The sequence below is a fragment of the Streptomyces rubrogriseus genome, from assembly GCF_027947575.1.
In the GTDB taxonomy this organism is placed as follows: Bacteria; Actinomycetota; Actinomycetes; order Streptomycetales; family Streptomycetaceae; genus Streptomyces; species Streptomyces rubrogriseus.
This window is the reverse complement of the sequence record NZ_CP116256.1, coordinates 2,090,733-2,116,202: the sequence shown is the minus strand read 5'-3', so window position 1 is coordinate 2,116,202 and position 25,470 is coordinate 2,090,733. Positions and strand designations below refer to the sequence as shown.

Annotated in this window: 20 protein-coding genes and 1 pseudogene; 6 read left to right on the top strand and 15 right to left on the bottom strand. The window is 71.4% G+C overall.

Going from position 1 to position 25,470, the window contains the following annotated elements:
• Positions 1–14: 14 nt before the first annotated feature.
• The 11 genes from pgi to uvrC all read right to left on the bottom strand — a co-directional run bounded on the left by pgi (position 15) and on the right by uvrC (position 14,545).
• A complete protein-coding gene (gene pgi, locus Sru02f_RS09250; protein WP_109031944.1) occupies positions 15–1,670 on the bottom strand; it encodes a glucose-6-phosphate isomerase in 1,656 nt (551 codons plus the stop codon).
• Between the two features lie 115 nt (positions 1,671–1,785).
• The gene (locus tag Sru02f_RS09245) at positions 1,786–2,121 is read right to left on the bottom strand and encodes an RNA polymerase-binding protein RbpA (protein ID WP_003976875.1); all 336 of its coding nucleotides are present in this window, start codon (positions 2,119–2,121) and stop codon (positions 1,786–1,788) included.
• A 213-nt stretch (positions 2,122–2,334) separates the two neighbouring features.
• Positions 2,335–2,571: a preprotein translocase subunit SecG gene (gene secG / locus Sru02f_RS09240; protein WP_016325957.1), complete on the bottom strand. Its 237-nt coding sequence runs from the start codon at positions 2,569–2,571 to the stop codon at positions 2,335–2,337.
• A gap of 146 nt (positions 2,572–2,717) precedes the next feature.
• The gene (tpiA, locus tag Sru02f_RS09235) at positions 2,718–3,494 is read right to left on the bottom strand and encodes a triose-phosphate isomerase (RefSeq protein ID WP_109031943.1); all 777 of its coding nucleotides are present in this window, start codon (positions 3,492–3,494) and stop codon (positions 2,718–2,720) included.
• 5 nt (positions 3,495–3,499) lie between these two features.
• The gene (locus Sru02f_RS09230; RefSeq protein WP_109031942.1) at positions 3,500–4,711 is read right to left on the bottom strand and encodes a phosphoglycerate kinase; all 1,212 of its coding nucleotides are present in this window, start codon (positions 4,709–4,711) and stop codon (positions 3,500–3,502) included.
• Positions 4,712–4,844: 133 nt separating this feature from the next.
• Positions 4,845–5,855 carry a type I glyceraldehyde-3-phosphate dehydrogenase gene (gap, locus tag Sru02f_RS09225; protein WP_087809970.1) on the bottom strand — a complete coding sequence of 337 codons (1,011 nt, stop codon included), beginning with the start codon at positions 5,853–5,855 and terminating at the stop codon, positions 4,845–4,847.
• Between the two features lie 227 nt (positions 5,856–6,082).
• Positions 6,083–9,055 carry a M14 family metallopeptidase gene (locus Sru02f_RS09220; protein WP_109031941.1) on the bottom strand — a complete coding sequence of 991 codons (2,973 nt, stop codon included), beginning with the start codon at positions 9,053–9,055 and terminating at the stop codon, positions 6,083–6,085.
• A gap of 205 nt (positions 9,056–9,260) precedes the next feature.
• Complete coding sequence (whiA, locus tag Sru02f_RS09215; RefSeq protein WP_003976869.1) at positions 9,261–10,253, bottom strand: DNA-binding protein WhiA; 993 nt, start codon at positions 10,251–10,253, stop codon at positions 9,261–9,263.
• Entirely contained in the window at positions 10,244–11,335 is a 1,092-nt protein-coding gene (locus tag Sru02f_RS09210; protein ID WP_109031940.1) for a gluconeogenesis factor YvcK family protein, read from the bottom strand. Before Sru02f_RS09210 ends, whiA begins: the two co-directional genes overlap by 10 nt.
• A gap of 7 nt (positions 11,336–11,342) precedes the next feature.
• Complete coding sequence (gene rapZ, locus Sru02f_RS09205) at positions 11,343–12,386, bottom strand: RNase adapter RapZ (protein ID WP_109031939.1); 1,044 nt, start codon at positions 12,384–12,386, stop codon at positions 11,343–11,345.
• Positions 12,383–14,545, bottom strand: a complete 2,163-nt coding sequence (gene uvrC / locus Sru02f_RS09200) for an excinuclease ABC subunit UvrC (RefSeq protein ID WP_109031938.1) — start codon at positions 14,543–14,545, stop codon at positions 12,383–12,385. Before uvrC ends, rapZ begins: the two co-directional genes overlap by 4 nt.
• Positions 14,546–14,896: 351 nt before the next feature.
• On the opposite strand from uvrC, the gene Sru02f_RS09195 reads away from it, so the two are divergent.
• Positions 14,897–15,847, top strand: a complete 951-nt coding sequence (locus tag Sru02f_RS09195; RefSeq protein WP_109031937.1) for a hypothetical protein — start codon at positions 14,897–14,899, stop codon at positions 15,845–15,847.
• A gap of 17 nt (positions 15,848–15,864) precedes the next feature.
• Here the strand turns inward: Sru02f_RS09195 and Sru02f_RS09190 are convergent, their stop codons facing one another.
• A complete protein-coding gene (locus tag Sru02f_RS09190) occupies positions 15,865–16,290 on the bottom strand; it encodes a Rieske (2Fe-2S) protein (RefSeq protein ID WP_109031936.1) in 426 nt (141 codons plus the stop codon).
• A 222-nt stretch (positions 16,291–16,512) separates the two neighbouring features.
• Here Sru02f_RS09190 and Sru02f_RS09185 point away from each other — a divergent pair, with 222 nt between their 5' ends.
• The 3 genes and pseudogenes from Sru02f_RS09185 to Sru02f_RS09175 form a co-directional block, all read left to right on the top strand.
• Positions 16,513–17,634, top strand: coding sequence for a LacI family DNA-binding transcriptional regulator (locus tag Sru02f_RS09185; protein WP_244941836.1), 1,122 nt, complete (start codon positions 16,513–16,515; stop codon positions 17,632–17,634).
• Positions 17,615–18,523 (top strand): carbohydrate kinase family protein, encoded by a 909-nt coding sequence (locus Sru02f_RS09180; RefSeq protein WP_109031935.1) that lies wholly within the window; start codon positions 17,615–17,617, stop codon positions 18,521–18,523. The genes Sru02f_RS09185 and Sru02f_RS09180 overlap by 20 nt, the downstream gene beginning before the upstream one ends.
• Before the next feature lie 51 nt (positions 18,524–18,574).
• Positions 18,575–18,794, top strand: a pseudogene (locus Sru02f_RS09175) (YceI family protein); the annotation flags it as partial.
• A gap of 64 nt (positions 18,795–18,858) precedes the next feature.
• On the opposite strand, the gene uvrA reads toward Sru02f_RS09175, so the two are convergent.
• On the bottom strand, positions 18,859–21,912 hold the full coding sequence (gene uvrA, locus Sru02f_RS09170) for an excinuclease ABC subunit UvrA (protein WP_109031934.1): 3,054 nt from the start codon (positions 21,910–21,912) through the stop codon (positions 18,859–18,861).
• Positions 21,913–22,135: 223 nt separating this feature from the next.
• On the opposite strand from uvrA, the gene Sru02f_RS09165 reads away from it, so the two are divergent.
• Positions 22,136–22,822, top strand: coding sequence for a maleylpyruvate isomerase family mycothiol-dependent enzyme (locus Sru02f_RS09165; RefSeq protein ID WP_109031933.1), 687 nt, complete (start codon positions 22,136–22,138; stop codon positions 22,820–22,822).
• Positions 22,823–22,892: 70 nt separating this feature from the next.
• On the top strand, positions 22,893–23,549 hold the full coding sequence (locus tag Sru02f_RS09160) for an MBL fold metallo-hydrolase (protein WP_109031932.1): 657 nt from the start codon (positions 22,893–22,895) through the stop codon (positions 23,547–23,549).
• Positions 23,550–23,753: 204 nt separating this feature from the next.
• On the opposite strand, the gene aroQ is transcribed toward Sru02f_RS09160, so the two are convergent.
• Positions 23,754–24,227, bottom strand: coding sequence for a type II 3-dehydroquinate dehydratase (gene aroQ, locus Sru02f_RS09155; protein WP_003976858.1), 474 nt, complete (start codon positions 24,225–24,227; stop codon positions 23,754–23,756).
• A gap of 90 nt (positions 24,228–24,317) precedes the next feature.
• Positions 24,318–25,418, bottom strand: coding sequence for a calcium:cation antiporter (locus Sru02f_RS09150; RefSeq protein ID WP_109031931.1), 1,101 nt, complete (start codon positions 25,416–25,418; stop codon positions 24,318–24,320).
• Positions 25,419–25,470 lie beyond the last annotated feature (52 nt).

The window sequence follows — 25,470 nt, the reverse complement described above, 5'->3', positions numbered from 1 at the left end:
GCGCCCCGTTCCGCTCACTGCCGGTCGCGCAGCTCCCGGTAGGCGGCGACCAGCGCCACCGTGGAGGCGTCCAGCCCCGGCACGTCCGCGCCCTCGGTCAGCGCGGGTTCGATCCGCTTGGCGAGCACCTTGCCGAGTTCGACGCCCCACTGGTCGAAGGAGTCGATGTTCCAGATCGCGCCCTGGACGAAGACCTTGTGCTCGTAGAGGGCGATGAGCTGGCCGAGGACGGAGGGAGTCAGTTCGGCGGCCAGGACGGTCGTGGTGGGGTGGTTGCCGCGGAAGGTCTTGTGCGGGACCAGCTCCTCCGGCACCCCCTCGGCGCGTACCTCGTCCGGGGTCTTGCCGAAGGCGAGGGCCTGGGTCTGAGCGAAGAAGTTGGCCATCAGCAGGTCGTGCTGGACCTTGAGTTCGTCGCTCAGCTCGCCCACGGGCCGCGCGAAGCCGATGAAGTCCGCCGGGATCAGCTTCGTGCCCTGATGGATCAACTGGTAGTACGCGTGCTGCCCGTTGGTGCCGGGCGTGCCCCACACCACCGGCCCGGTCTGCCACTCCACGGGATTGCCCTCGCGGTCGACGGACTTGCCGTTGGACTCCATGTCCAGCTGCTGGAGGTACGCGGTGAACTTCGACAGGTAGTGCGAGTACGGCAGCACCGCGTGCGACTGCGCGCCCAGGAAGCTGCCGTACCAGACGCCCAACAGCCCCATCAGCAGCGGCACGTTGGAATCGGCGGGGGCGGTGCGGAAGTGTTCGTCGACCAGGTGGAAGCCGTCGAGCATCTCCCGGAAGCGGTCCGGGCCGATGGCGATCATCAGCGACAGCCCGATGGCCGAGTCGAAGGAGTAGCGGCCGCCGACCCAGTCCCAGAACTCGAACATGTTGGCCGTGTCGATGCCGAAGCCGGAGACCTTCTCGGCGTTGGTCGACAGGGCCACGAAGTGCTTCGCGACCGCCTTCTCGTCACCCCCGAGGCCGTCCAGCAGCCAGGAGCGGGCGGAAGTGGCGTTCGTGATCGTCTCGATGGTGGTGAAGGTCTTGGACGCGATGACGAACAGCGTCTGGGCCGGGTCCAGGTCCCGGACCGCCTCGTGCAGGTCGGCGCCGTCCACGTTGGACACGAAGCGGAGGGTGAGGGAGCGGTCGGTGAAGGCCCGCAGCGCCTCGTAGGCCATCGCCGGACCGAGGTCGGAGCCGCCGATGCCGATGTTGACGACGTTCTTGATGCGCCGGCCGGTGTGGCCGGTCCACTCGCCGGAGCGGACCCGGTCGGCGAAGCCGGCCATCTTGTCGAGCACGGCGTGCACCTTGGGGACGACGTTCTCGCCGTCGACCTCGATCACCGCGTCCCGCGGCGCCCGCAGCGCGGTGTGCAGCACCGCCCGGTCCTCGGTGATGTTGATCCGCTCACCGCGGAACATCGCGTCGCGCAGCCCGGACACGCCGGTCGCTGCGGCCAGCTCCTGGAGCAGGGCCAGCGTCTCGTCGGTGACCAGGTGCTTCGAGTAGTCGACGTGGAGGTCTCCCACGCGCAGCGTCCAGCCGGTGCCGCGCCCCGGGTCGGCGGCGAACAGCTCGCGCAGCCGCACCTCGCCGAGCTGCTCGCGGTGCTTGACCAGCGCGGCCCATTCGGGCGTCTGGTGGAGCCTGGTACGGCCGTCTGCGTTCATGTCGGACGTCAGCCTTCTTCCTTGGGTGTCCCAGCTGTCCCCTGTACAGCTGTTCCAACCTAAGTGATCAGGAGTGAAGGCGACCGACGGAGACGGAAACCGACGGTGTACGGAGCTAGATCTCGCCGCGCAGTTTGGCGAGCGCCTCGGCGAGGATCGCCTCGCCGTCCGCGTCGCTGCGGCGTTCGCGCACGTACGCGAGGTGGGTCTTGTAGGGCTCGGTGCGCGGCGGGTCGGGAGGATTGTCCCGGTCCTGTCCGGCGGGGAAGCCGCAGCGCGGGCAGTCCCAGGTCTCCGGGACCTGGGCGTCGCTCGCGAAGCTCGGCTGTGTCTCGTGTCCGTTGGAGCACCAGAAGGAGATGCGCAGACGCGGCGCGGACTCGCCGCGCTCGGCCTCGCCCATCGGCCCCGCCCCGACCCGGCTTCCCCGGATCGCGTTGCCACTTGCCACGGTCGTAACTCCCTGCGTGATGGTGCCGCGAAGCGAGTCGGCGTTTCGCTTCGCTGCGAGCGCCTCAGTCTACGTAAGGCCCAACGCGCGTCCAGTATTTGGAGTTACAAGCTCCAGTGCACAGACGCAAGCCCCATGATAGGCGGCGCGCCGAGGCGCGTACCGGACATGGGGCTTTACGTGCACAAGTGTGTGACGGGGCGACGGGACCCCTCAGTTGTTGGCCTTCATGAGCAGGCCGAGCACCATGATGCAGGCGAACCAGGCCAGACCGACCACAACGGTGATCCGGTCGAGGTTGCGCTCGGCGACCGAGGAGCCACCGACGGACGACTGCATGCCGCCACCGAACATGTCGGAGAGGCCGCCGCCCTTCCCCTTGTGCATCAGCACCAGCAGCATCAGCAGCAGGCTGAAGACGATCAGGGCGATCGAGAACCCCAAAACCACGGCTGGACCAACTTCCTCGGATTCGGATGAACGACGGTGAACGACGGGGGCACGGTGACAGCAGGCCACCATGCCCCCGCAAGGGTACGACGTATCGCCGCTAGCGCATACTCACTGGTCGATCTGCCTCTCGACCCGGGAGCCGGCTACTGGTCGCGGAAGCGGACGATCTTGACGAACTCGTCCGAGTCCAGCGAGGCGCCGCCGACCAGGGCGCCGTCGATGTCGGGCTTCGCCATGATCTCGGCGACGTTGCCGGACTTGACGGAGCCGCCGTACTGGATGCGGACCTTGTCGGCCAGCTCCTGGGAGTACAGCTCGGCGAGCTTGCCGCGGATCGCCGCGCAGACCTCCTGGGCGTCGTCGGCGCCGCAGACCTTGCCGGTGCCGATGGCCCACACGGGCTCGTAGGCGATCACGACGGACTCGGCCTGCTCGGCCGCGAGGTCCTTCAGGCCGCCCTCGACCTGGGCGAGGGTGTGCTCGACGTGGTTGCCCGCCTCGCGGACGTCCAGCTCCTCGCCGACGCACAGGATCGGGGTCAGGCCGTGCTTGTAGGCGGCCTTGACCTTGGCGTTCACGATCTCGTCGGTCTCGGCGTGGTACTGCCGGCGCTCGGAGTGGCCGACGGCCACGTACGCGCACTTCAGCTTGGCCAGCATCGGGCCCGAGATCTCGCCGGTGTAGGCGCCGCCGTCGTGGGCGGAGATGTCCTGGGCACCGTACTTGATCTTGAGCTTGTCCCCGTCGACCAGGGTCTGCACGGAGCGCAGGTCGGTGAAGGGGGCGAGGACGGCGACCTCGACGGCGTCGTAGTCCTTGTCCGCGAGGGCGAAGGCGAGCTTCTGGACGTGGGCGATGGCCTCCAGGTGGTTGAGGTTCATCTTCCAGTTGCCCGCCATCAGCGGCGTGCGGGTGGTCATCGGGGTCAGTCCTCCAGTGCGGCGAGGCCGGGGAGCGTCTTGCCCTCGAGGTATTCGAGGGAGGCGCCGCCGCCGGTCGAGATGTGGCCGAATGCGTTCTCGTCGAAGCCGAGCGTGCGCACGGCCGCGGCGGAGTCGCCGCCGCCGACCACGGTGAAGCCCGGGGCGTCGACGAGGGCCTGGGCGACCGCTTTGGTGCCCTCGGCGTAGTCGGGGTGCTCGAAGACGCCCATGGGACCGTTCCAGAAGACGGTGCCGGCGTCGGCGAGCTTCGATGCGTACAGCTTGCGGGTCTCGGGACCGATGTCCAGACCCTCCTGGTCGGCCGGGATGGCGTCCGCGGCGACGGTGGTGGGGTTGGCCGGGGCCTTCGTCTTGAGGTCGGGGAACTCGGGCGCGACCAGGACGTCCACGGGCAGCACCAGCTCGACGCCGTTCTTCTCGGCGCGCTCGATGTACTCCTGGACCGCCGGGATCTGGTCCTCCTGGAGCAGCGAGATGCCGACCTCGTACCCCTTGGCCTTGAGGAAGGTGTACGCCATGCCGCCGCCGATGAGCAGCCGGTCGGCCTTGCCGAGCAGCTGGTCGATGACGGCGAGCTTGTCGGAGACCTTGGCGCCGCCGAGCGCGACCACGTACGGGCGCTTCACGTCGTCGGTGAGCTTCTTGAGGACGCCGACCTCGGTGGCGATGAGGTACCCGGCGTAGTGCGGGAGCCGCTTCGGCAGGTCGAAGACGGACGCGTGCTTCCGGTGCACCGCGCCGAAGCCGTCACCGACGTAGACGTCCGCGAGGCCGGCCAGCCTGTCGGCGAAGGCGGCGCGCTCGGCGTCGTCCTTGCTGGTCTCACCGGCGTTGAAGCGCAGGTTCTCGATGACGGCGACACCGCCGTCGGCGAGGCCGGAGACGGCGGCCTCGGCGGAGGTGCCGACCGTGTCCTCGGCGAAGGCGACGTCGGCGCCGAGCAGCTCACCGAGGCGGGCGGCGGCCGGGGCGAGGGAGAAGGCGGGGTCCGGGGCGCCCTTGGGGCGGCCCAGGTGCGAGGCGACGATCACGCGGGCGCCCGCGTCGGCCAGCGCCTCGACGGTGGGCACTACCGCGCGGATGCGGCCGTCGTCGGTGATGGTGGTGCCGTCCAGCGGGACGTTCAGGTCGGCGCGGACGAAGACGCGCTTGCCCGCGACGCCTTCGGAGAGCAGTTCGTCGATCGTCTTCAAGAGGGCTCCTGGGTTCTCGGATCGCTCGTGATCCTACGAGGGCTGGTGGCGGCGGACGCGACGCAGGGCCCGGACAGCGCGACCTTGCGCTGCCCGAGCCCTGCTACCGCATGAGGTGCCTTGCTGAAGTCGATCAGAGCTGGTTGCCGACGAAGACCGTGAGGTCGACGAGGCGGTTCGAGTAGCCCCACTCGTTGTCGTACCAGCCGAGGATCTTCACCGACTTGCCCTCCTGGACCATGGTCAGGGAGGAGTCGAAGGTGCAGGAGGCCGGGTCGCCGACGATGTCCGAGGAGACGATCGCGTCCTCGGTGTAGAACAGGATGCCCTTGAGGTCGCCGTCGTCGGCGGCCTTCTTGAACGCGGCGTTGACCTCGTCCTTGGTGACCTCGCGCTGGAGCTCCACGACCAGGTCGGTGGCCGAGCCGGTCGGGACCGGGACGCGCATCGCGATGCCGTCGAGCTTGCCCTTGAGCTGCGGCAGGACCAGCGCGGTGGCCTTGGCGGCACCGGTGGTGGTCGGGATGATGTTCTCCGCGGCGGCACGGGCGCGGCGCAGGTCCTTGTGCGGGAAGTCCAGGATGCGCTGGTCGTTCGTGTACGCGTGGACCGTCGTCATCAGGCCCTTGACGATGCCGAAGTTCTCGTCGAGGACCTTGGCCATCGGCGCCACACAGTTGGTGGTGCAGGAGGCGTTGGAGATGACGTGGTGGTTCGCCGGGTCGTACTTGTCCTGGTTGACGCCCATCACGATGGTGATGTCCTCGTCCTTGGCCGGAGCCGAGATGAGGACCTTCTTGGCGCCGCCGGCGATGTGCTTCTCCGCGTCCGCCTTCTTCGTGAAGATGCCGGTCGACTCGATCACGATGTCGACGCCCAGCTCGCCCCACGGGATGTCGGCCGGGTTGCGCTCGGACAGGACCTTGATGGTCTTGCCGTCGACGGTGATGGTGTCCTCGGTGTGCGAGACCTCCGCCTTGAGGCGGCCGAGGATGGTGTCGTACTTCAGCAGGTGGGCGGTGGTCGCGGTGTCACCCAGGTCGTTGACAGCCACGATCTCGATGTCCGCACCCTGCTCCAGCAGCGCGCGGAAGTAGTTACGACCGATGCGGCCAAAGCCGTTGATGCCTACGCGGATCGTCACGAACCGATCTCCTCGTTGGTACGCCGGCCCGATGTGCCGGCGAGCTGTATTTGGGATGTCCCCGACCACCTCCGACCCTACCTCTCCGGGGCCTCGGGGGTGACATCGAGACGCCCCATACCCGGCAGGGCGGTCCGTACCCGCCAGTAGGGGTACGGACCGCCCTGGGCTACGGGGACCGATCACCCGATCTGGTTACACCGGGTCAGTCCCCCGCACGCCGGGATTCACTCGTCCAGGGCACGCAGCGCCTGCCGGACCAGTGCCGCGCGGGCGGCCGGTTCGGCGAGGTGCTCCAGGCCGAAGCCGAGCAGCACGGTGTCGTCCGTGGTGATGGCGCCGTAGGTCTGGAACAGGGTCCCGGTGCGGGTCCAGTCCTTCAGGACGGCGGGGCTGCCCGCCGGCGGACCGGAGACCTGCCAGGCCCCCAGCGAGGTCTCGAAACCCTCGGTCTGCGTCGCCGTGCCGCCGACGACCAGGGAGGCCTCGTCGGCGAGGACGCCGCGGCCGCCGCTGCCGGGGTCGGTGACGTAGGCGATGGACAGCTCGACGGACTTCCCGGCGTAGGCGCTCAGGTCGAACTCGACCTGCTTCCAGCCGCCGGAGGAGCCGGTGAGGCTGTTCCACTGGCCGGTGGTGCCGGTCGCGGTGCAGCCCTCGTCGGACAGGGTCAGGTAGTGCGCCAGCCAGGGGTGCCCGGCCAGGTAGAACCCGGCCGCGCACTCGGCGGGCACGGCGGTGCCGGTGGCGCCGTTCGCCTCGGGCAGGGTGGTCCAGTCGTCGGCGCCGGTGGTGTGCGCCTCGACCAGGGCGTGGTCGTAGCCGCGCTCGGTGTCCCACAGCAGCTGGGTGCGGAGCGTGGGGCGCTCGGAGGCGGTGACTCCGGTGAGGTCGACGGTGCGGGTGAGGCGCTTGTAGGCGTCGTCGGTGTGGACGGCGGCGGCCATCCACTCCCCCGCGTAGGGACCGTACGGGTTGACCGTCCCGGCGAACTTCCCGGCGCCCGCGCTCGCGAACTGCGGGTAGGTGCCGGGGTCGAGCTCGTCGGAGGTCACGCTGTACGCGCCGGCGGCGTCCAGCGGGTTGCCGGGGGCGTCGCCGAGGGCGCCGTCGGCCTTGTCGAGCTTGCCGGAGCCGGTGAACCCGGTGGCGCCGGCGGTGGCGGTGTGGGTGTAGGCGCCCAGGTAGTACTGGCTGAAGTCGTCGGAGAGGGTGCCGCCGCCGAGGTCGACGTCGCCGCCGGCCTGCTCGCCGGCCTCGATCAGCTTGCCGCCCTCGTTGAGGAAGGCCCGCAGCTGGAGCTGGGTGGCGTTGCCGGGCACCGCGGCGCCCGTGTAGTGGACGACCGTGTCGAAGTGGCCGAGGACGCCGAGCGCGTCGGGGGCGCCCTGGGTGGCGACGTCCCAGACGGCGGCGCGCTGGCCGTTGGCCTTGAGGGCGTCCAGGTACGTCCGGGTCTGCGTGGCCTTCGCGCCCTCCTCGGCGACGACGAGGACGTCGGCGCGGGGCCGCTCGGCGACCGTGTAGGTGAAGTGCTCGCTCTCGGCGCGCTTGCCGTGCCGGTCATGGGTGCCGCGCGGTGTCTCGCCGGTGAACCAGACCTCGACGCGGTCGCCGGGGTCGGCGCTGCTGACCTTGGCCCGGTACTCGTCGAAGTAGAGGTTGTCCTCGCCGCCGTACGTCTCGCCGCCCCGCCAGGGCCGCAGCGTCGCGTCGTGGGTGCGTCCGCCGTTGACGCGGTACTTCAGCTCCTTGTCGCGCACGGACTTGCGGACGACGACGGAGACCTCCTGGTCGGCGCCGCGCGCGTAGGAGGTGGTGAAGGGGGCGGGGGTGAAGTCGGCGGCGTCCAGGCCGACCGAGGAGGACGGCCGGTCGGGGTGGGCGGCGGTCTCGGCGACGGAGAGCGCGAACGGGACGTTCTTGGCGAACTCCTGCTGGATCAGCTTCTCGTCGTCGGGGAAGTTGAAGCCGGACTGGCAGTCGCGCGCGTTCCACTGGTCGTCGGGGTCCACGTCGGAGGCCGTCTTGCAGGTCGACATCTCCGGGGTGAACATCGCCATGCCGTTGACGTTGGCCGCGTGCCCGTCGGCCTCGCCGTTGGTGGTGTACAGCTCCGAGGAGACCTGCGGGTGGTAGCCGGGGATCGCCGAGTTGTCGGGGGTGCCGGCCAGCGCCTTGTAGAGGACGTCGTCCGGGGTGTTGGTGGCCACCTGCCAGCCGACGCCGTAGAGGAGGAGTTCGGCGGCGGAGTGGTAGTTGATGCCGTAGGTGAAGCCGATGCGCTTCTGGAAGGCGTCCAGCGCCTTGGTCTCGGGCTCGGAGCCGGGGCTCGCGCCCCGGTAGGTCTCGCTGGTGGGGTTGGGGGACGAGCCCTCGTCGTCGTAACCCCACTTGTAGGCGAAGTTCCGGTTGAGGTCGACGCCGTCGCCGGTGCCGATGGTGCCGTCGCCGTTGACGTCGCGCAGGTTCTTGCGCCAGAGGCGGTTGTCGGTGCTCTCGAAGGTGTAGTCGTAGCCGTCGGGGTTGGCCGACAGGACGAACCACAGCTCGGTGGAGTCGACGATCTCCCTGATCCGCCGGTCCTTCTTGTAGTTGTCCAGGTAGTGGTGCATCAGCCGCCGGGTCATCTCCGGGGTGATCCACTCGCGCGCGTGCTGGTTGGACATGTAGAGGACGGAGGGCTTGGAGCCGTCCTTGGACTTCTTCGCGTGCTTGGTGAGCTTGAGCGCCAGGATGTCCTGGCCGTTGACCGTCTTGCCGATGGAGACGACCTTGGTGAGGCCGGGGTTCTCCTGGGCGGTCCGCAGGATCTCCTCGCGCAGGCCGCCACTGCCGCTGTACGGGCGGAAGACGCCGTCGGCGGCGCTCTCGACGCGCTTCTCGGCCTGGGGGGACAGGGTGTGCTCGGTGAGGTCGACGCCCTGTTCCTCCAGCGTGCCGGCCTGCTTCTCGGTGAGGTACAGCTCGACGGCGGCGGTCCCCCGGTCGGGTACCTGCTCGCCGAGTTCGTGGCCGTCCTGGCCGGTCGCCAGCAGCAGGGGTACCTGCTCCTTGGTGACGTCGGCGCGGAAGACCTTCACTTCGTTCGCGTCCGGGGTCCCCGGGTCCGCGGGTTGTGCCTGGGCGATGGGCGCGAAGCTCGCTCCGCCGATCAGGAGCGCGCCGACAGCGAGGATCGATCTCGCTCTTCGTCTCATGAACCCCCCTAGATGGGGCCTGTCCGACAGGCCTGCGTCCGCCACAGCGGCGAACAGATGCCAGGCTCATGACAGCTCATGATCGAGTCAAGAGTGCGGCAAGGACACGCGAAAGCCGGTGCCGGTCACCCAAGTGGGCGCCGGCACCGGCTCGTTGTCCTCGTTCCGCGCGGCCGGCCCGGAGGCACGGGGCCGGGGCGTCCGGTCAGCCGACGAGGTTGTCGGCCAGCTCCTCCTCGCCGAGGTTGGCGTCCGTACCGGCGATGCCGAGGTCCGAGGCCCGCTTGTCGGCCATGGCCAGCAGACGGCGGATGCGTCCGGCGACGGCGTCCTTGGTCAGCGGCGGGTCGGCGAGGGCGCCCAGTTCCTCCAGGGAGGCCTGCTTGTGCTCCATGCGCAGCCGGCCCGCCGCGGCGAGGTGCTCGGGCACGTCGTCGGCGAGGATCTCCAGGGCGCGCTGCACCCGGGCACCGGCGGCGACGGCCGCGCGGGCGGAGCGGCGCAGGTTGGCGTCGTCGAAGTTGGCGAGCCGGTTGGCGGTGGCGCGGACCTCGCGCCGCAGCCTGCGCTCCTCCCAGGCCAGCACCGAGTCGTGGGCGCCGAGCCGGGTGAGCAGCGCGCCGATCGCGTCGCCGTCGCGGACCACGACCCGGTCCACGCCGCGCACCTCGCGGGCCTTGGCGGGGATCGACAGCCGGCGGGCGGCGCCGACCAGGGCGAGCGCCGCCTCGGGCCCCGGGCAGGTCACCTCCAGGGAGGAGGAGCGGCCGGGCTCGGTGAGCGAGCCGTGCGCCAGGAAGGCCCCGCGCCAGGCGGCCTCGGCGTCGCAGGTGGCCCCCGAGACCACCTGCGGCGGCAGGCCCCGGATCGGGCGGCCCCGGCCGTCCACCAGACCGGTCTGCCGGGCCAGCTGGTCACCGCCCGCGACCACCCGGACCACGAAACGCGAACCGCGGCGCAGCCCGCCCGGCGCCATCACGATCAGCTCCGAGCTGTGCCCGAAGATCTCCAGGATGTCCCGCTTGAGCCGTCGCGCCGCGTTCCCGGTGTCCAGCTCCGCCTCGATCACGATGCGTCCGCTCACCAGGTGGAGGCCGCCGGCGAACCGCAGCACGGCGGAGACCTCCGCCTTTCTGCAGCAGGTCCGGGTGACGGGGAGCTGGGAGATCTCGCTCTTCACCGCTGCCGTCATCGCCATGGGCCGATCCTTCCATGCATCCGAAAAATACGGTCGTACGCGGCGGCCAGCAGCTCCGGGTCGTGCCTCGGGGTCCCGTCGGTCCGGGCGACCGGAGCCAGCTCGACCGCGGCGCCGAACCGTTTCGCGGCGTCGGTGAGCGAGTCACGGTCGGGCACGGCGGCCTCGTCGGCCAGCACCACGTCCAGGGCGAGTTTAGGGGCGTGTCGTCCCAAAACCTCCAAATGACGCTGCGGGGAGAAGCCCTCAGTTTCTCCGGGCTGCGGGGCGAGGTTCAGCGAGAGCACCCGGCGCGCCTTCGTCTCGACCAGCGCGTCCAGCAGATCCGGCACGAGCAGGTGCGGGATGACCGAGGAGAACCAGGAGCCGGGACCGAGCACCACCCAGTCGGCGTCCAGGACGGCGTCGACCGCCTCGGGGACGGCGGGCGGGTCGCTGGGCACCAGGTGCACGGACTGCACCTCGCCGGGCGTGAGCGCCACGGTCGCCTGCCCCCGTACGGTGTCCACCTCGTCGGGCCGCTCCGGCTCGTGGCCCCTGACCAGGGCCTGGAGCTCCAGCGGTACGGCGGACATGGGCAGCACCCGGCCGTGTGCGCCGAGCAGCTTGCCCACCAGGTCCAGCGCCTGGACGTGGTCGCCGAGCTGCTCCCACAGGGCGACGATCAGCAGATTGCCGACCGCGTGTTCGTGCAGGTCGCCCTGGGACTGGAAGCGGTGCTGGATGACGCGGGCCCAGGTCTGGCCCCAGTCGTCGTCGCCGCACAGCGCGGCCAGCGCCTTGCGCAGGTCGCCGGGCGGCAGGACGCCCAGCTCGTCGCGCAGGCGCCCGCTGGAGCCGCCGTCGTCGGCGACGGTGACGACGGCGGTGAGGTCGCCGGTGATCCGGCGCAGCGCGGCGAGCGAGGCGGACAGGCCCATGCCGCCGCCGAGGGCGACGACCTTGGGCTGGGCGCCCCGGCGGCGCGGCTTGGCGCCGCGCGCCTGTTCGGGCCGGGCGGCGCGGGCGTCGGCGGGTCTGCCGCCGCGTCCCTCGGGCACCACCCGGCGCAGCCTGCTCAGCCGCGGAGTACGTCCTGTCATTCCCCTGTCATTCCCGTCCCATGTCCCGGTGGACGACCACCGTCTCCACGCCCTCGGCGGCGAGCCGGGCGGCGAGCTTCTCCGACATGGCCACGGACCGGTGCTTGCCGCCGGTGCAGCCGACGGCGACGGTCACATAGCGCTTGCCCTCCCGACGGTAGCCCGCGGCGATCAGCTGGAGCAGCTCGGCATAGCGGTCCAGGAACTCCTTGGCCCCGGGCTGGTTGAGGACGTAGCTCGACACCTCCTCGTTGAGGCCGGTGAAGGGGCGCAGCTCCGGGACCCAGTGCGGGTTGGGCAGGAAGCGCATGTCGACGACGAGGTCGGCGTCGACCGGGAGGCCGTACTTGAAGCCGAAGGACATCACCGTGGCCCGCAGCTCGGGCTCCTGGTCGCCGGCGAACTGGGCGTCCATCTTGGCGCGCAGCTCGTGCACGTTGAGGCTGGAGGTGTCGATCACCAGGTCGGCGTCGCCGCGCAGCTCGCGCAGGAGCTCGCGCTCGGCGGCGATGCCGTCGACGATGCGGCCGTCGCCCTGGAGGGGGTGCGGGCGGCGCACCGACTCGAAGCGGCGCACCAGGGCGTCGTCGGAGGACTCCAGGAAGACGATCCGGCGGGTGACGCCGCGCGCGTCGAGGTCCGCGAGGGACTCGCGCAGATTGTCGAAGAAGCGCCGGCCGCGGACGTCGACGACCACCGCGATGCGGGCCACGTTGCCCTGGGAGCGGGCGCCGAGCTCCACCATGGTGGGGATCAGCGCGGGCGGGAGGTTGTCGACGACGAACCAGCCCAGGTCCTCCAGACACTTGGCGGCCGTCGAGCGGCCGGCTCCGGACATGCCGGAGATGATCACCAGCTCGGGGATGGCCGCCTCGTGCGCCCCGGCCGTTTCCTTGCCCGTACTCACCTGTGCTCCGTCGTCGTGCGTCTGTTCCCGCTCGGCGGTGTGCCGGGGCTGTTCTCGTCCCGTCGCGGGACCCGCCTGATCCCGTCCGGCTGCGGGCCGCGCCTGTTCTCGCTCCGCTGCGGGCTGTGCCTCGTGCTCGGTCATCTCTCCTGCCCCCGTCGTTCGTCCGGGGCATCCGCCGTCGTCTCGGGTGCCCCGTCGTCGTCATCCATGATCTCTCCGGTCGCCGTGTTCACGGCGGGCGCGGCCGGGGTGGCCCGGGCGAGGGCCACGGCGACCGTCTCGGCCGTCTTGCGGCCTATGCCGGGCACCTCGCAGATCTGGTCGATCGTCGCCGACCGCAGCTTCTTCACCGAACCGAAGTGCTTGATCAGCGCCTGCTTGCGGGTCTCCCCCAGGCCGGGCACGTCGTCCAGCGGGCCGGCCCGGAAGCGTTTGGCGCGTTTGGCGCGCTGGTAGGTGATCGCGAAGCGGTGGGCCTCGTCGCGGACCCGCTGCAGCAGGTAGAGGCCCTCGCTGGTGCGGGGCAGGACGACCGGGTCGTCCTCGCGGGGCAGCCAGACCTCCTCCAGGCGCTTGGCGAGACCGCACACGGCGATGTCGTCGATGCCCAGCTCGTCCAGCGCCCGCTGGGCGGCGGCGACCTGCGGTTGCCCTCCGTCGACGACGACGAGCTGGGGCGGGTAGGCGAAGCGCTTGGGCCGGCCGTCGTCGTCCTTGAGCGCGGGGCCGTCCGTGAGCTCCTGCCCGTCCGTGAGTCCCCGCCCGCCCGTGCGTGCCGCGCCGTCGTCGGAGGCGGCGGCGTCGTCCGGGGCGGCGGCGTCGCCGTCGGGGGCGGCGTCGCCGTTCGGGTGCCGGGCGTCGTCGGTCAGTGCCTCGCCGTCCGCCCACTCGCCGGTCTTCTCCTTCTCGGCGAGGTAGCGGCGGAAGCGGCGGGTGATGACCTCGTGCATGGAACGGACGTCGTCCTGTCCCTCGAAGCCCTTGATCTGGAACCGCCGGTATTCGCTCTTCCGGGCCAGCCCGTCCTCGAAGACGACCATGGAGGCCACGACGTCGTCGCCCTGGAGGTGCGAGATGTCGTAGCACTCGATCCTGAGCGGGGCGCTGTCCAGGTCGAGGGCCTCGGCGATCTCCTCCAGCGCGCGCGAGCGCGTCGTCAGGTCGGAGGCACGCTTGGTCTTGTGCAGGACGAGGGCCTGCTGGGCGTTGCGCTGGACGGTCTCCATCAGCGCCTTCTTGTCGCCGCGCTGCGGGATGCGCAGCGACACCCCCGATCCACGGCGCTCGGCCAGCCACTGCTGGACGGGCTCCACCGGGTCGGGCAGGGCGGGGACCAGGACCTCCTTGGGCACGGCGTCCCCCCTCTCCTCGCCGTACAGCTGCTGGAGGGCGTGCTCGACGAGGGCGCCGGTGGTGATCTCCTCCACCTTGTCGGTGACCCAGCCGCGCTGACCGCGCACGCGTCCGCCGCGCACGTGGAAGATCTGGACGGCCGCCTCCAGCTCGTCCTCGGCGACCGCGATCAGGTCGGCGTCGGTGGCGTCGGCGAGCACGACCGCGCTCTTCTCCATGGCCTTCTTGAGCGCCCCGATGTCGTCCCGCAGGCGGGCCGCCCGCTCGTACTCCATGTCCTCGGCCGCCTCGGCCATCTGCCGCTCCAGGCGGCGCAGGTAGGTACCGGTGCGGCCGGCCATGAAGTCGCAGAACTCGTCGGCCAGGTCCCAGTGGTCGTCGGGGGTGATGCGGCCGACGCAGGGCGCCGAGCACTTGCCGATGTATCCGAGCAGGCAGGGGCGGCCGGTGCGGGCGGCGTTCTTGAAGACGCCCGCGGAGCAGGTGCGCACCGGGAAGACGCGCAGCAGGAGGTCGACCGTGTCACGGATCGCCCAGGCATGCCCGTACGGCCCGAAGTAGCGCACGCCCTTCTTCTTCTGGCCGCGCATCACCTGGACGCGGGGGAACTCCTCGTTCATCGTCACCGCGAGGTACGGGTAGCTCTTGTCGTCGCGGTACTTGACGTTGAACCGGGGGTCGTACTCCTTGATCCAGGAGTACTCCAGCTGCAGCGCCTCGACCTCGGTGGACACCACCGTCCATTCCACGGACGCGGCGGTCGTGACCATGGTGCGGGTGCGCGGATGCAGGTGCGCCAGGTCCTGGAAGTAGTTCGCCAGGCGCTGGCGCAGGCTCTTCGCCTTTCCGACGTAGATCACCCGGCGGTGCTCGTCACGGAACCTGTACACCCCCGGGGAGTCCGGGATCTCTCCCGGCCTGGGGCGGTAGCTGGAGGGGTCGGCCATGACTCACACCCTACTGGCGCGGACCGACACTCCGGCGGGCCTGTGGACGACGGGCCGGGCCCCTGTGGACGGCCGGCGGGAGAGGCCGGGGAAGACGGTACGGGGCCGGTCGGTCACGGCGGGTGGCCCCCGGGACCGCGGGCCCGTGCGTTCTCGGCCAGGAGCGGGTGGCGGTCGGGCGCCAGGTGTTGTCGGGACTAGGTCGACACGCTTCAATGCGGGGGGACTCGGGGCCTGAAGCGCGGCGTACGGATGTGAAGACCTCTGCGTCGCGAGCGGGGGCGGGCGGCCCCGGTCGATCCGTGTCGACGGCCTGACCAGCCGCCGTGAACTTCACAGAAGGGCCCCTGCATGCCGCACGCCACACAGCACGCGGACGTCGCCACCGCGCAACTCGACTCGGCCCTGCGCGGTGGTCCCTTCCACGTCGCCCTGCGGGCGGCGATCGCCGCCCGCGGACTGCCGCTGCAGCGCGTGCAGCACCATCTGTCCCGCCACGGGGTGAAGGTGGGCGTCACGAGTCTGAGCTACTGGCAGCAGGGCGCCCGCCGTCCGCAGCGTCCGGAGTCCCTCCGGGCGGTGCGGGCTCTGGAGGAGATACTCCAGTTGCCCGAGGAGTCGCTGATACGCCTGCTCGCCGAGTCCGACGCGGAACCCGAGGAGCGACGGCCCGCGGGCCGCTCCTACCGTGCCCACCTGGCGGCCTCGGGCGTCCTGGACCAGCTGCTGACCGAACTGGGGTACCCGTCGCCGGACGGCGGGGTGCACACCCTGGGGCACCACGAACGGATCCGGATCGGTCCCCGCCGTGAGCTGGCGGGACGCGAGTCGCACCTCATCGTCCGTGCCCACCGCGACGGCGTGGACCGCTTCGTCGCGGTCCACTACGGCGATCCGGGATGCGTTCCCGCGCGGATGACCGTCCACGCGCTGGAGAACTGCCGCACCGGCCGTGTCCGCACCCACCAGGAGACCGGTGTGCTCGTCACCGAGCTGCTCTTCGACACCCGGCTGGGGGCCGGCGACACCCATCTCCTCCGCTACGGCGTCGAGGACGCCACGGCCGGTGTGTCGCGCGAGTACGTCCGCGGGTTCGGTACGGCGGGCGGGCAGTACGCGCTCCAGGTGCGGTTCGACGCCGCGGCGCTTCCGGTGCGCTGCCACCGCTTCACGCAGCACTCTCCGGCGGCACCGCGCGGCGGCCGGCAGGATCTGGTGCTCAGCGGGCAGCACCATTCGGTGCACCTCGTGGAGCCGCGGGTCAGGTCGGGGATGCTGGGGATCGGCTGGGACTGGGAGTAGGACGCGGCCCGTCCCGGTCAGGCCCCCGGGCTCGCGACGATCCGGCCCTGCTCGACCGAGACCGGCAGTTCGACGAGCGGCACGGTCGCCGGGGCGTGCAGCACCTCGCCGGTACGGGCGTCGAACTCACTGCCGTGGCAGTTGCAGACGAGCTTGGTCCCCTCCAGCTTCCTGATGGGGCACCCCGCGTGCGTGCACACCGTGCTGAACGCCTTCAGGGAGCCGTCCGCGGCCCGGCTGACCACCACGTTCCCGTCCGGGAAGAGCTTCGTCGCGCCCTTGGCCACGTCTCCGTCCGCGCCGAGGTCCACGGGCGCGGTCGGCCTGGCCGGCGCGGCACCGTCGTCGCCCGGGGAGCAGGCGGCCAGGCCGAGCCCGGCGACGGGCGTGGCGGCCGCCGAACGCAGGACGGTACGGCGGCTCGGGGCGGGACGGCCGGGCATGGGATCTCCACTGGTCGGGGCGGGCAGGGCCGGGGCGTGCGGGTGCAGGGCGACGATATCCGGCGGCTTGGGCGGTTCCGAGGGCCGGGTGGCCCCGGGGCGAGGATCTCCGGCGGGGCCTTCGCCGAAGCCCGCGTAAACGCTTGCGCAAGCGTTTACGCGACCCGGCGCCGTGGGGTACGGTCCGGCCACAGCGCGACCGCACGCGAAGGGGGTGCCCCGGTGGCGACCATGGCCGATGTGGCGCGGAGTGCCGGGGTCTCGGTGGCGACCGTCTCGCACGTGCTCAACGACACCCGTCCGGTGCTGCCGCACACCCGCCGGGCGGTGCTGGACGCCGTCGAGGAACTGGGCTACACCACGAACACCCTCGCCCGCTCCCTGGTGACCTCCCGCACCCGCTCCATCGGGCTGGCGGTGTCGGCCATCAGCAACCCGTACTTCACGGAGATCCTCCAGGGCGTCGAGGCCACTGCCCTGGAACACGGATACGGCCTGCTCATCGCCGATCCGCACGACGACCCCGCGCACGAGCGCGAAGTCGTCCGGCTGCTGCACGAGCGACGCGTGGACGGCGTGATCGTCGCGCCCTCCGCCGAGCCCCGGGAACTCGTCTCCTACCTCACCCGCCACCGGGTGCCGGCCGTGTTCCTCGACCGGATCGTGGACGTACCGGAGGGCGAGGACGCCCCGCGCTTCGACCAGGTCGGTGCCGAGGGCGCCGAGCCGACGACCGGCCTGGTGGGCCATCTCGCCGGGCTGGGCCACCGCCGGATCGGCCTGGTCGCGGGCCGGCCCGGCCTCAGCACGACCCGCGAGCGGATCACCGGGTACCGGCACGGCCTCGCCGCCGCCGGGCTGCCCTTCGACGAGCGGCTGCTGGTCCACGGCGACTCCGAGGCGGCGGGCGGCGAACGGGCCACGGCGGACCTGCTGTCCCTGGCGGTGCCGCCCACCGCGCTGGTCACCGCCAACAACGCGATGACCATCGGTGCCCTGCGCGCCCTGCGGGACCGGGGCCTGTCGGTACCCGGTGACCTCGCCCTGTGCTGCTTCGACGACTTCACCTGGGCCGACCTCTTCTCCCCCCGGCTCACCGCGGTCGCCCAACCCAGCCGGGACATCGGGGCGCAGGCCGTCCGCCTGCTCCTCGACCGCCTGGCCGAGCCGGACCGGCCCGCGCGGACCCTGCGACTGCCCTGCACCTTCGTCCACCGCGGCTCGTGCGGCTGCGTCGAGCAGCCCGGACCGCTCTCCGAGAAGTCCGGGCACGTCGCCGGACGTCCGGAAAAGCCCACGCCAAGGCCCACGAAAGGACCCTCCCGTGATCGTCGTCGCCGGTGAGGCACTGATCGACCTGGTACCGCAGGGCACGGGCGCCCTCGCCGCGCTGCGGCCCGCGCTCGGTGGCGGTCCGTACAACACGGCCGTCGCGCTGGGCCGCCTCGGCTCCCCCGTCGCGTTCTGCTCGCGGGTGTCGTACGACGGCTTCGGCGAGGCGCTGCTCGACCGGCTGCGCGAGACCGGCGTCGACGTCTCTCCGGTGCAGCGCGGGGCCGAGCCGACGACCCTCGCCGTGGCGTCGCTCGACGCGGACGGTTCGGCCGCGTACTCCTTCTACGTGGACGGGACGGCCGACCGGCTGTTCGCGCTGCCCGCCGCGCTGCCGTCTGGCACCCGGGCCGTCTCCTTCGGGACCTGTTCGCTGGTCCTGGAGCCGGGCGCGAGCGCGTACGAGGAACTGTTGCGCGAGACGGCCGCGCGGGGTGTGTTCACCGCGCTGGACCCGAACATCCGGGCCGGGCTGATCCCGGACCCCGACGCCTACCGGGCCCGGTTCAAGAGCTGGCTGCCGTCGGTGTCGCTGCTGAAGCTGTCCGCCGAGGATGCCGAGTGGCTCGGCGGCACGCCCCGGGAGTGGCTCGCCGCGGGACCGGCCGCGGTCGTGGTCACCCGGGGTGGCGACGGACTGACGGCGTTCACCCGGGACGGGGGCGAGTACACGGTGCCGGGCGAGCGTGTCGAGGTGGTGGACACCATCGGTGCGGGCGACACGGTGAACGCGGCACTCCTGCACGGCCTCGCGGCGCGGGACGCTCTTGCCGACGCGGACCTGGCCGCCCTGAGTCCGGACGGCTGGGCCGGGCTGCTGGGCTTCGCCGCCCGCGCCGCGGCGGTCACCTGTTCCCGCGCGGGCGCGGAACCGCCGTACGCGCACGAAGTCGCCGTCTGACGGGGCCGCGACGGGTGCCGACACCGGGTCCGGCGTCCGGGTCGGGGTCCGGGTGAGCTGACGTTCGGCGACGTGACCCGTCCGGTGACGCCGGCCGTGGAGTTCGGCGGGCTGGTGGACGTCCCGAGGGAGGGCGCCGGCCGGCCCGCCGGGTTCGATTCGACGGGGAGGTCCGGCGTAGCCGGTACGGCCTGGGCTTCGCGCCGGGCTGCTCGGAGAGGTCGTGAAGATCCAGCTCGACATGCGGTTCGTGGAGCCGGCCGGCGCCTGAGTGTCCGGCGCGCGGACGGCGCCGGGCCCCGCGGATGATCCCGTGGGGCCCGGCGCCGTCGGACTCAGGCCTTGCTCGTCCGCGTGGCCTTCTTCGCGGCGGGCTTGGCGGCCTTCTTGACCGCTGTCTTGGCGGTCTTGGCCGTCTTGGTGGCGGTCGTCTTCTTGGCCGCCGTGCCCGTGACCGTCTTCGTGGCGGTCTTCTTGGCGGCGGCCTTGGTCGCGACCGTCTTCGCCGCCTTGCGCGGCCTGGTCACGGGGGCGGCGTCGCTGACCCGGTCGGCGCCCAGGACGTCCCGCAGGAACTTGCCGGTGTGGCTGGCGGGCACGCCCGCGACCTGCTCGGGCGTGCCCTCGGCGACCACCAGGCCACCACCGGCGCCGCCCTCGGGGCCCATGTCGACGACCCAGTCGGCGGTCTTGATCACGTCGAGGTTGTGCTCGATGACGATGACCGTGTTGCCCTTGTCGACCAGGCCGCCGAGGACCGTCAGCAGCTTGCTGATGTCCTCGAAGTGCAGACCGGTGGTCGGCTCGTCCAGGACGTAGACCGTGCGCCCGGTGGAGCGGCGCTGCAGCTCGCTGGCCAGCTTGACGCGCTGGGCCTCACCGCCGGACAGGGTGGTCGCGGACTGGCCGAGCCGGACGTAGCCGAGGCCGACGTCCTTCAGGGTCTTCATGTGCCGGGAGATGGCGGGGACCGCCTCGAAGAAGTCGGTCGCCTCCTCGATCGGCATGTTCAGGACGTCGGCGATGGACTTGCCCTTGTAGTGGACCTCCAGGGTCTCCCGGTTGTACCGGGCGCCGTGGCAGACCTCGCACGGGACGTAGACGTCCGGGAGGAAGTTCATCTCGATCTTGATCGTGCCGTCGCCCGCGCAGTTCTCGCAGCGGCCGCCCTTGACGTTGAAGGAGAAGCGGCCGGGCAGGTAGCCCCGGACCTTCGCCTCCGTCGTCTCCGCGAACAGCTTGCGGATGTGGTCGAAGACGCCGGTGTACGTCGCCGGGTTCGACCGCGGGGTACGGCCGATGGGCGACTGGTCGACGTGGACGACCTTGTCGACGAGGTCGTCGCCGTCCACGCGCGTGTGCCTGCCCGGGACGTTCCGCGCGCCGTTCAGTTCGCGGGCCAGGTGGGTGTACAGGATGTCGTTGACCAGCGTCGACTTGCCGGAGCCCGAGACGCCGGTGACGGCCGTGAAGACGCCCAGCGGGAAGGACACGTCGATGTCCTGGAGGTTGTTCTCCCGGGCGCCGTGCACGGTGAGCCGCCGGGAGGGGTCCTGCGGGCGCCTGATGTCGGGCAGCGGGATGGCCTTGCGCCCGGACAGGTACAGGCCGGTCTGCGACTCGGCGTTGTCGAGCAGCTCCTTGACGGAGCCGCTGTGCACCACCTTGCCGCCGTGCTCGCCCGCGCCGGGGCCGATGTCGACGATCCAGTCGGCGACCTTGATGGTGTCCTCGTCGTGCTCGACGACGATCAGGGTGTTGCCCATGTCCCGGAGCCGGACGAGGGTCTCGATCAGCCGGTGGTTGTCGCGCTGGTGCAGGCCGATGGACGGCTCGTCGAGGACGTACAGCACGCCGACGAGTCCGGAGCCGATCTGGGTGGCCAGCCGGATGCGCTGGGCCTCGCCGCCGGAGAGGGTGCCCGCCGCGCGGTTCAGCGAGAGGTAGTCCAGGCCGACGTCGACCAGGAACCGCAGCCGTTCGTTGACCTCCTTCAGCACGCGCTCGGCGATCTTCTTGTCGCGGGCGTTGAGCGTCAGCTCGCCCAGGAAGTCCGCGCAGTCGCTGATGGACATCGCCGAGACCTCGGCGATCGACTTGCCCATGACGGTGACCGCGAGGACGAGGGGCTTGAGGCGGGTGCCCTCACAGGTGGGGCAGGGCACCTCGCGCATGTAGCCCTCGAAGCGCTCGCGGCTGGCGTCGCTCTCCGCCTCGCTGTGCCGGCGCTTGACGAAGGGGATCGCGCCCTCGAAGGCCGTGGTGTACCGGCGCTCGCGGCCGTACCGGTTGCGGTAGCGGACCTCGACCTGGGTCTTGTGCCCGTACAGCAGGGCCTTGCGGGCGCGCAGCGGCAGGCCCGCGAAGGGGATGTCCGTACGGAAGCCGAGGGCGTCGGCGAGGGCGCCGATCAGGCGGCCGAAGTAGTCCTTGGTGTGCCCGTGCGACCAGGGGTGGATGGCGCCCTCGTCGAGGGACTTGTCCTCGTCGGGGACGATCAGCTCCGGGTCGACCTCCATCCGCGTGCCGATGCCGGAGCAGTCGGGGCAGGCGCCGAAGGGCGAGTTGAAGGAGAAGGAACGGGGCTCCAGCTCCTCGAAGGACAGGTCGTCGTACGGGCAGTAGAGGTGCTCCGAGTACATGCGCTCGCGCTCGGGGTCGTCCTCGGGGAGGTCGACGAAGTCGAGCACGACCATGCCGCCGGACAGGCCGAGTGCGGTCTCCACGGAGTCGGTCAGGCGCCGCTTGGCGGAGTCCTTCACCGTGAGGCGGTCGACGACCACCTCGATGGTGTGCTTCTCCTGCTTCTTCAGGGTGGGCGGGTTGGACAGCTGGACGGTCTCGCCGTCCACCCGCGCGCGGGAGTAGCCCTTGGTCTGGAGGTCGGCGAAGAGGTCGACGAACTCGCCCTTGCGCTCGCGCACCAGCGGCGACAGCACCTGGAAGCGGCTGCCCTCCGGCAGCTCCAGGACCTTGTCCACGATGGCCTGCGGCGACTGGCGCGAGATGGGCCGGCCGCACTCGGGGCAGTGCGGCTTGCCGATGCGGGCGAAGAGCAGGCGCAGGTAGTCGTAGACCTCGGTGATGGTGCCGACCGTGGAGCGCGGGTTGCGCGAGGTCGACTTCTGGTCGATGGAGACCGCCGGGGAGAGGCCCTCGATGAAGTCGACGTCCGGCTTGTCCATCTGGCCGAGGAACTGCCGGGCGTAGGAGGAGAGGGACTCCACGTAGCGCCGCTGGCCCTCGGCGAAGATGGTGTCGAAGGCCAGGGAGGACTTGCCCGACCCGGACAGGCCCGTGAAGACGATGAGCGAGTCACGAGGCAGGTCGAGCGAGACGTTCTTCAGGTTGTGCTCGCGCGCGCCACGGACGATGAGACGGTCGGCCACGCCGGTCCGCACCTTTCTTGAGAGAAGTGACAGGGGCGGGGCCCCCGTCTTTCTCAGACTAGGGGGAGCCACTGACAACGCCGGTCGGATTCACCGGTTGTCAACAAACCCCGACTTCCCAGCATGCCCGACGCCGCAGTCGACCTTATAGCACGTGCATTCGAATTGCGGGGGTCGTCCGCAACCTTCACCCGAAGGTGTGGCGCGGTCTAGGGTCAGCAGCATGATTGATCACGCTCATGACCTGGCGTCTGTACGTGCCGCGACCGATCGGCTGCTCACCGCGGTCGGGAAACTGGACAACGCGTCCGTGACGCAGTCGTCACGGCTTCCCGGCTGGAGTCGCGGTCATGTCCTCGCCCACCTCGCCCGCAACGCCGACGCCCTCGTGAACGTCCTCGAAGGAGGCCCCATGTACGTCTCGGGCGAGGCCAGGGACGCCGACATCGAGCGGGACGCCCCGCGCCCGCTCGACGCCCAGCTCGCGGACGTGCGCGAGAGCGCCGCCCGGTTCCAGGACGTCGGTGCCGCCCCCGCGGACTGGTCGCGCACGGTGGAGCTGCGCAACGGGGTCACGGACTCGGCCTCCAGGGTGCCGTTCCGCAGGTGGGTCGAGGTGGAGCTGCACCACGTGGACCTGGGCATCGGCTACGAGCTTGAGGACCTTCCGGCGGAGTTCACCGAGCGGGAGACCGACTTCCTCGCCGCTCGGTTCGCCGGTCACCCCGACGTACCGTCGACCCGGCTCACCGACGGCACGCGCGCGTGGAGCACGGGACGGGAGGCGGACGCCGCCGAGGTGACCGTCACCGGCCCCCCGGCCGACCTGCTCGGCTGGCTCGCCGGCCGCCGTGCGGGCTCCGCGCTCACGGTGGAGGGCGGCGCGCTGCCGACGCTGCCTCCGCTGTAGGTCCCCGTGGACTCCGGTGAGCAGCCGGGAGGCAGCCTGCCGGCCGCCTCCCGGCGCTAGGCTGACCGTCATGACGTACAGCGGAGAGGTGACGGTCGGCGGGCCCGCCGACGTGCACGAGCTCAAGGATCTGATGATCACCAAGGTCGCGGTCGGCCCGATGAACAACAACGCCTATCTGCTGCGCTGCCGGGCCACCGACGAGCAACTGCTGATCGACGCCGCCAACGACGCGCACACCCTGCTCGGCACGATCGGTGACGACGGCATCGCGTCCGTCGTCACCACGCACCGGCACGGAGACCACTGGCAGGCGCTCGCCGAGGTCGTCGCGGCCACCGGCGCCCGCACCCACGCCGGCCGGCACGACGCCGAGGGCATCCCGGTGCCGACCGACGTCCTGGTCGACGACGGCGACACCATCCGGGTGGGGCAGGTGGAACTCACCGCACGCCACATCGTCGGACACACACCGGGCTCCGTCGTCCTGGTCTACGACGACCCGCACGGGCATCCGCACGTGTTCACCGGGGACTGCCTGTTCCCGGGCGGCGTGGGCAACACCTTCAAGGACCCGGACGCCTTCGCGAGCCTCATCCACGACGTGGAGACCAAGGTCTTCGACACGCTCCCGGACGAGACGTGGGTCTATCCCGGGCACGGCAACGACACGACGCTCGGCGCGGAACGGCCGCACCTGCCGGAATGGCGGGCGCGCGGCTGGTGACGGGCCGGCGCGTCGGGCACGGGCCCGCGCCCCCGCGTACGCGCCCCGTGTGAAGCGTTCACACACACCCGCGGGCCGCACCCGCTCCCCGCGTACCGGTCCGGCGCGGTCGACTGGTGGCAGCCCCGCACAGGAACGACGGCTCCTGGGCGGCACGGGCCGCCGGCCCCTCGATCCCCGCCCCCGGCCGGCGGCCCCGGCACCTCAGGCCCTGGCCGAGCCCGCCCCGGCCAGGGCCGCGATCCGCTCCACACCGAAGACGTACCCCTGCACACCGCACCCCGCGACGACGCCGTCGGCGCGCTGCGAGACGTAGGAGTGGTGCCGGAACGGCTCTCGCTGGTGGATGTTGGAGATGTGGACCTCCACCACCGGCAGCCCGTCGCAGGTGTTGAGCGCGTCCAGGATGGCGACGGACGTGTGCGAGTAGGCGGCGGGGTTGATCACGATGCCGCAGTGGTTCAGCCGGGCCTCGTGGATCCAGTCGACCAGTTCACCCTCGTGGTTGGACTGCCGGAAGTCCACCGTGCCGCCGTGCGCGGCCGCCGCCTTCACGCACAGTGCCTCGACGTCGGCGAGGGTGTCGGAGCCGTAGATCTCCGGCTGGCGCTGGCCGAGCAGGTTCAGGTTGGGGCCGTTGAGGATCATGATCGGGGCGTTGGCCAGGCTGCGGGGCACGGTTCCTCCGGTCCGTGAGGGTGCGGCGGTCCCTGCGCGACCGCTGCTCGGTCCCCGGTCTATCACGGTGCGCCGATGCCCCGGCCCCGCCTACGGGTTGACGGCCAGTTCCAGGTACGCCGCGAACAGCACCAGGTGGACACCGCCCTGCAAGGGCGTGGCCCGGCCCGGCACGACGGTCAGCGAGGCCACCACCACGGTCAGGGCGAGCAGCACCATGTGGATGGAGCTGAGGCCGAGGACCAGCGGCCCGGTGAGCCACACCGAGGCCAGGGCCACCGCGGGGATGGTCAGGCCGATGCTGGCCATGGCGGAGCCGAGCGCCAGGTTCAGACTGGTCTGGACCCGGTCGCGGCGCGCGGAACGCACCGCGGCGATGGTCTCGGGGAGCAGGACCAGCAGCGCGATGATGACGCCGACGACGGCGTGGTGGAGTCCGGCGGCCGCCACCCCGTCCTCGATGGTCGGCGACACGCCCTTCGCGAGGCCGACGACCCCGACCAGTGCCAGGCCCAGCATCCCCAGGCTGGTCAGAGCCGTGCGGGAGGACGGTGCGTGGGCGTGCTCCTCGAAGGTGATCACTTCGCCCTGCCGGGTGATCGGCAGGAAGTAGTCGCGGTGCCGCACGGTCAGGGTCGCGATGAACAGGCCGTAGAGGACGAGCGAGGACAGGGCCGCGAAGGTCAGCTGCACGGTGGAGAACTCCGGGCCGGGCGCGCTGGTGGTGAAGGTCGGCAGCACCAGGCTGAGGGTGGCCAGGGTCGCCACCGTCGCGAGGGCGGCGCCGGTGCCCTCCGGGTTGAACACCGCGGTCCCGTGTCGCAGGGAGGCGACCAGCAGGCTGAGTCCGACCACGCCGTTGCAGGTGATCATGACGGCCGCGAAGACCGTGTCCCGGGCCAGGGTCGCGCTCTTGTCGCCGCCGTCCACCATCAGGGTCACGATGAGCGCGACCTCGATGACCGTGACCGCGATGGCGAGGACCAGGGAGCCGAAGGGCTCGCCCACCCGGTGGGCGACCACCTCGGCATGGTGCACCGCGGCCAGGACGGAGGCCGCCAGGACGATCGTGAGCAGCGCGACGACCACGCCGGGCAGCGAGCGGCCCCAGGTGACGGCCAGCAGTACGACCGCGATCACGGGCGTGACGGTCGTCCACTGTGCGAGGAGCGCCCTGGGACCGGTGACCATGCGGTGATCGTCGCAGAGGGCGACGGGCGCCGCACTCCGGGCCCGGGGGCCT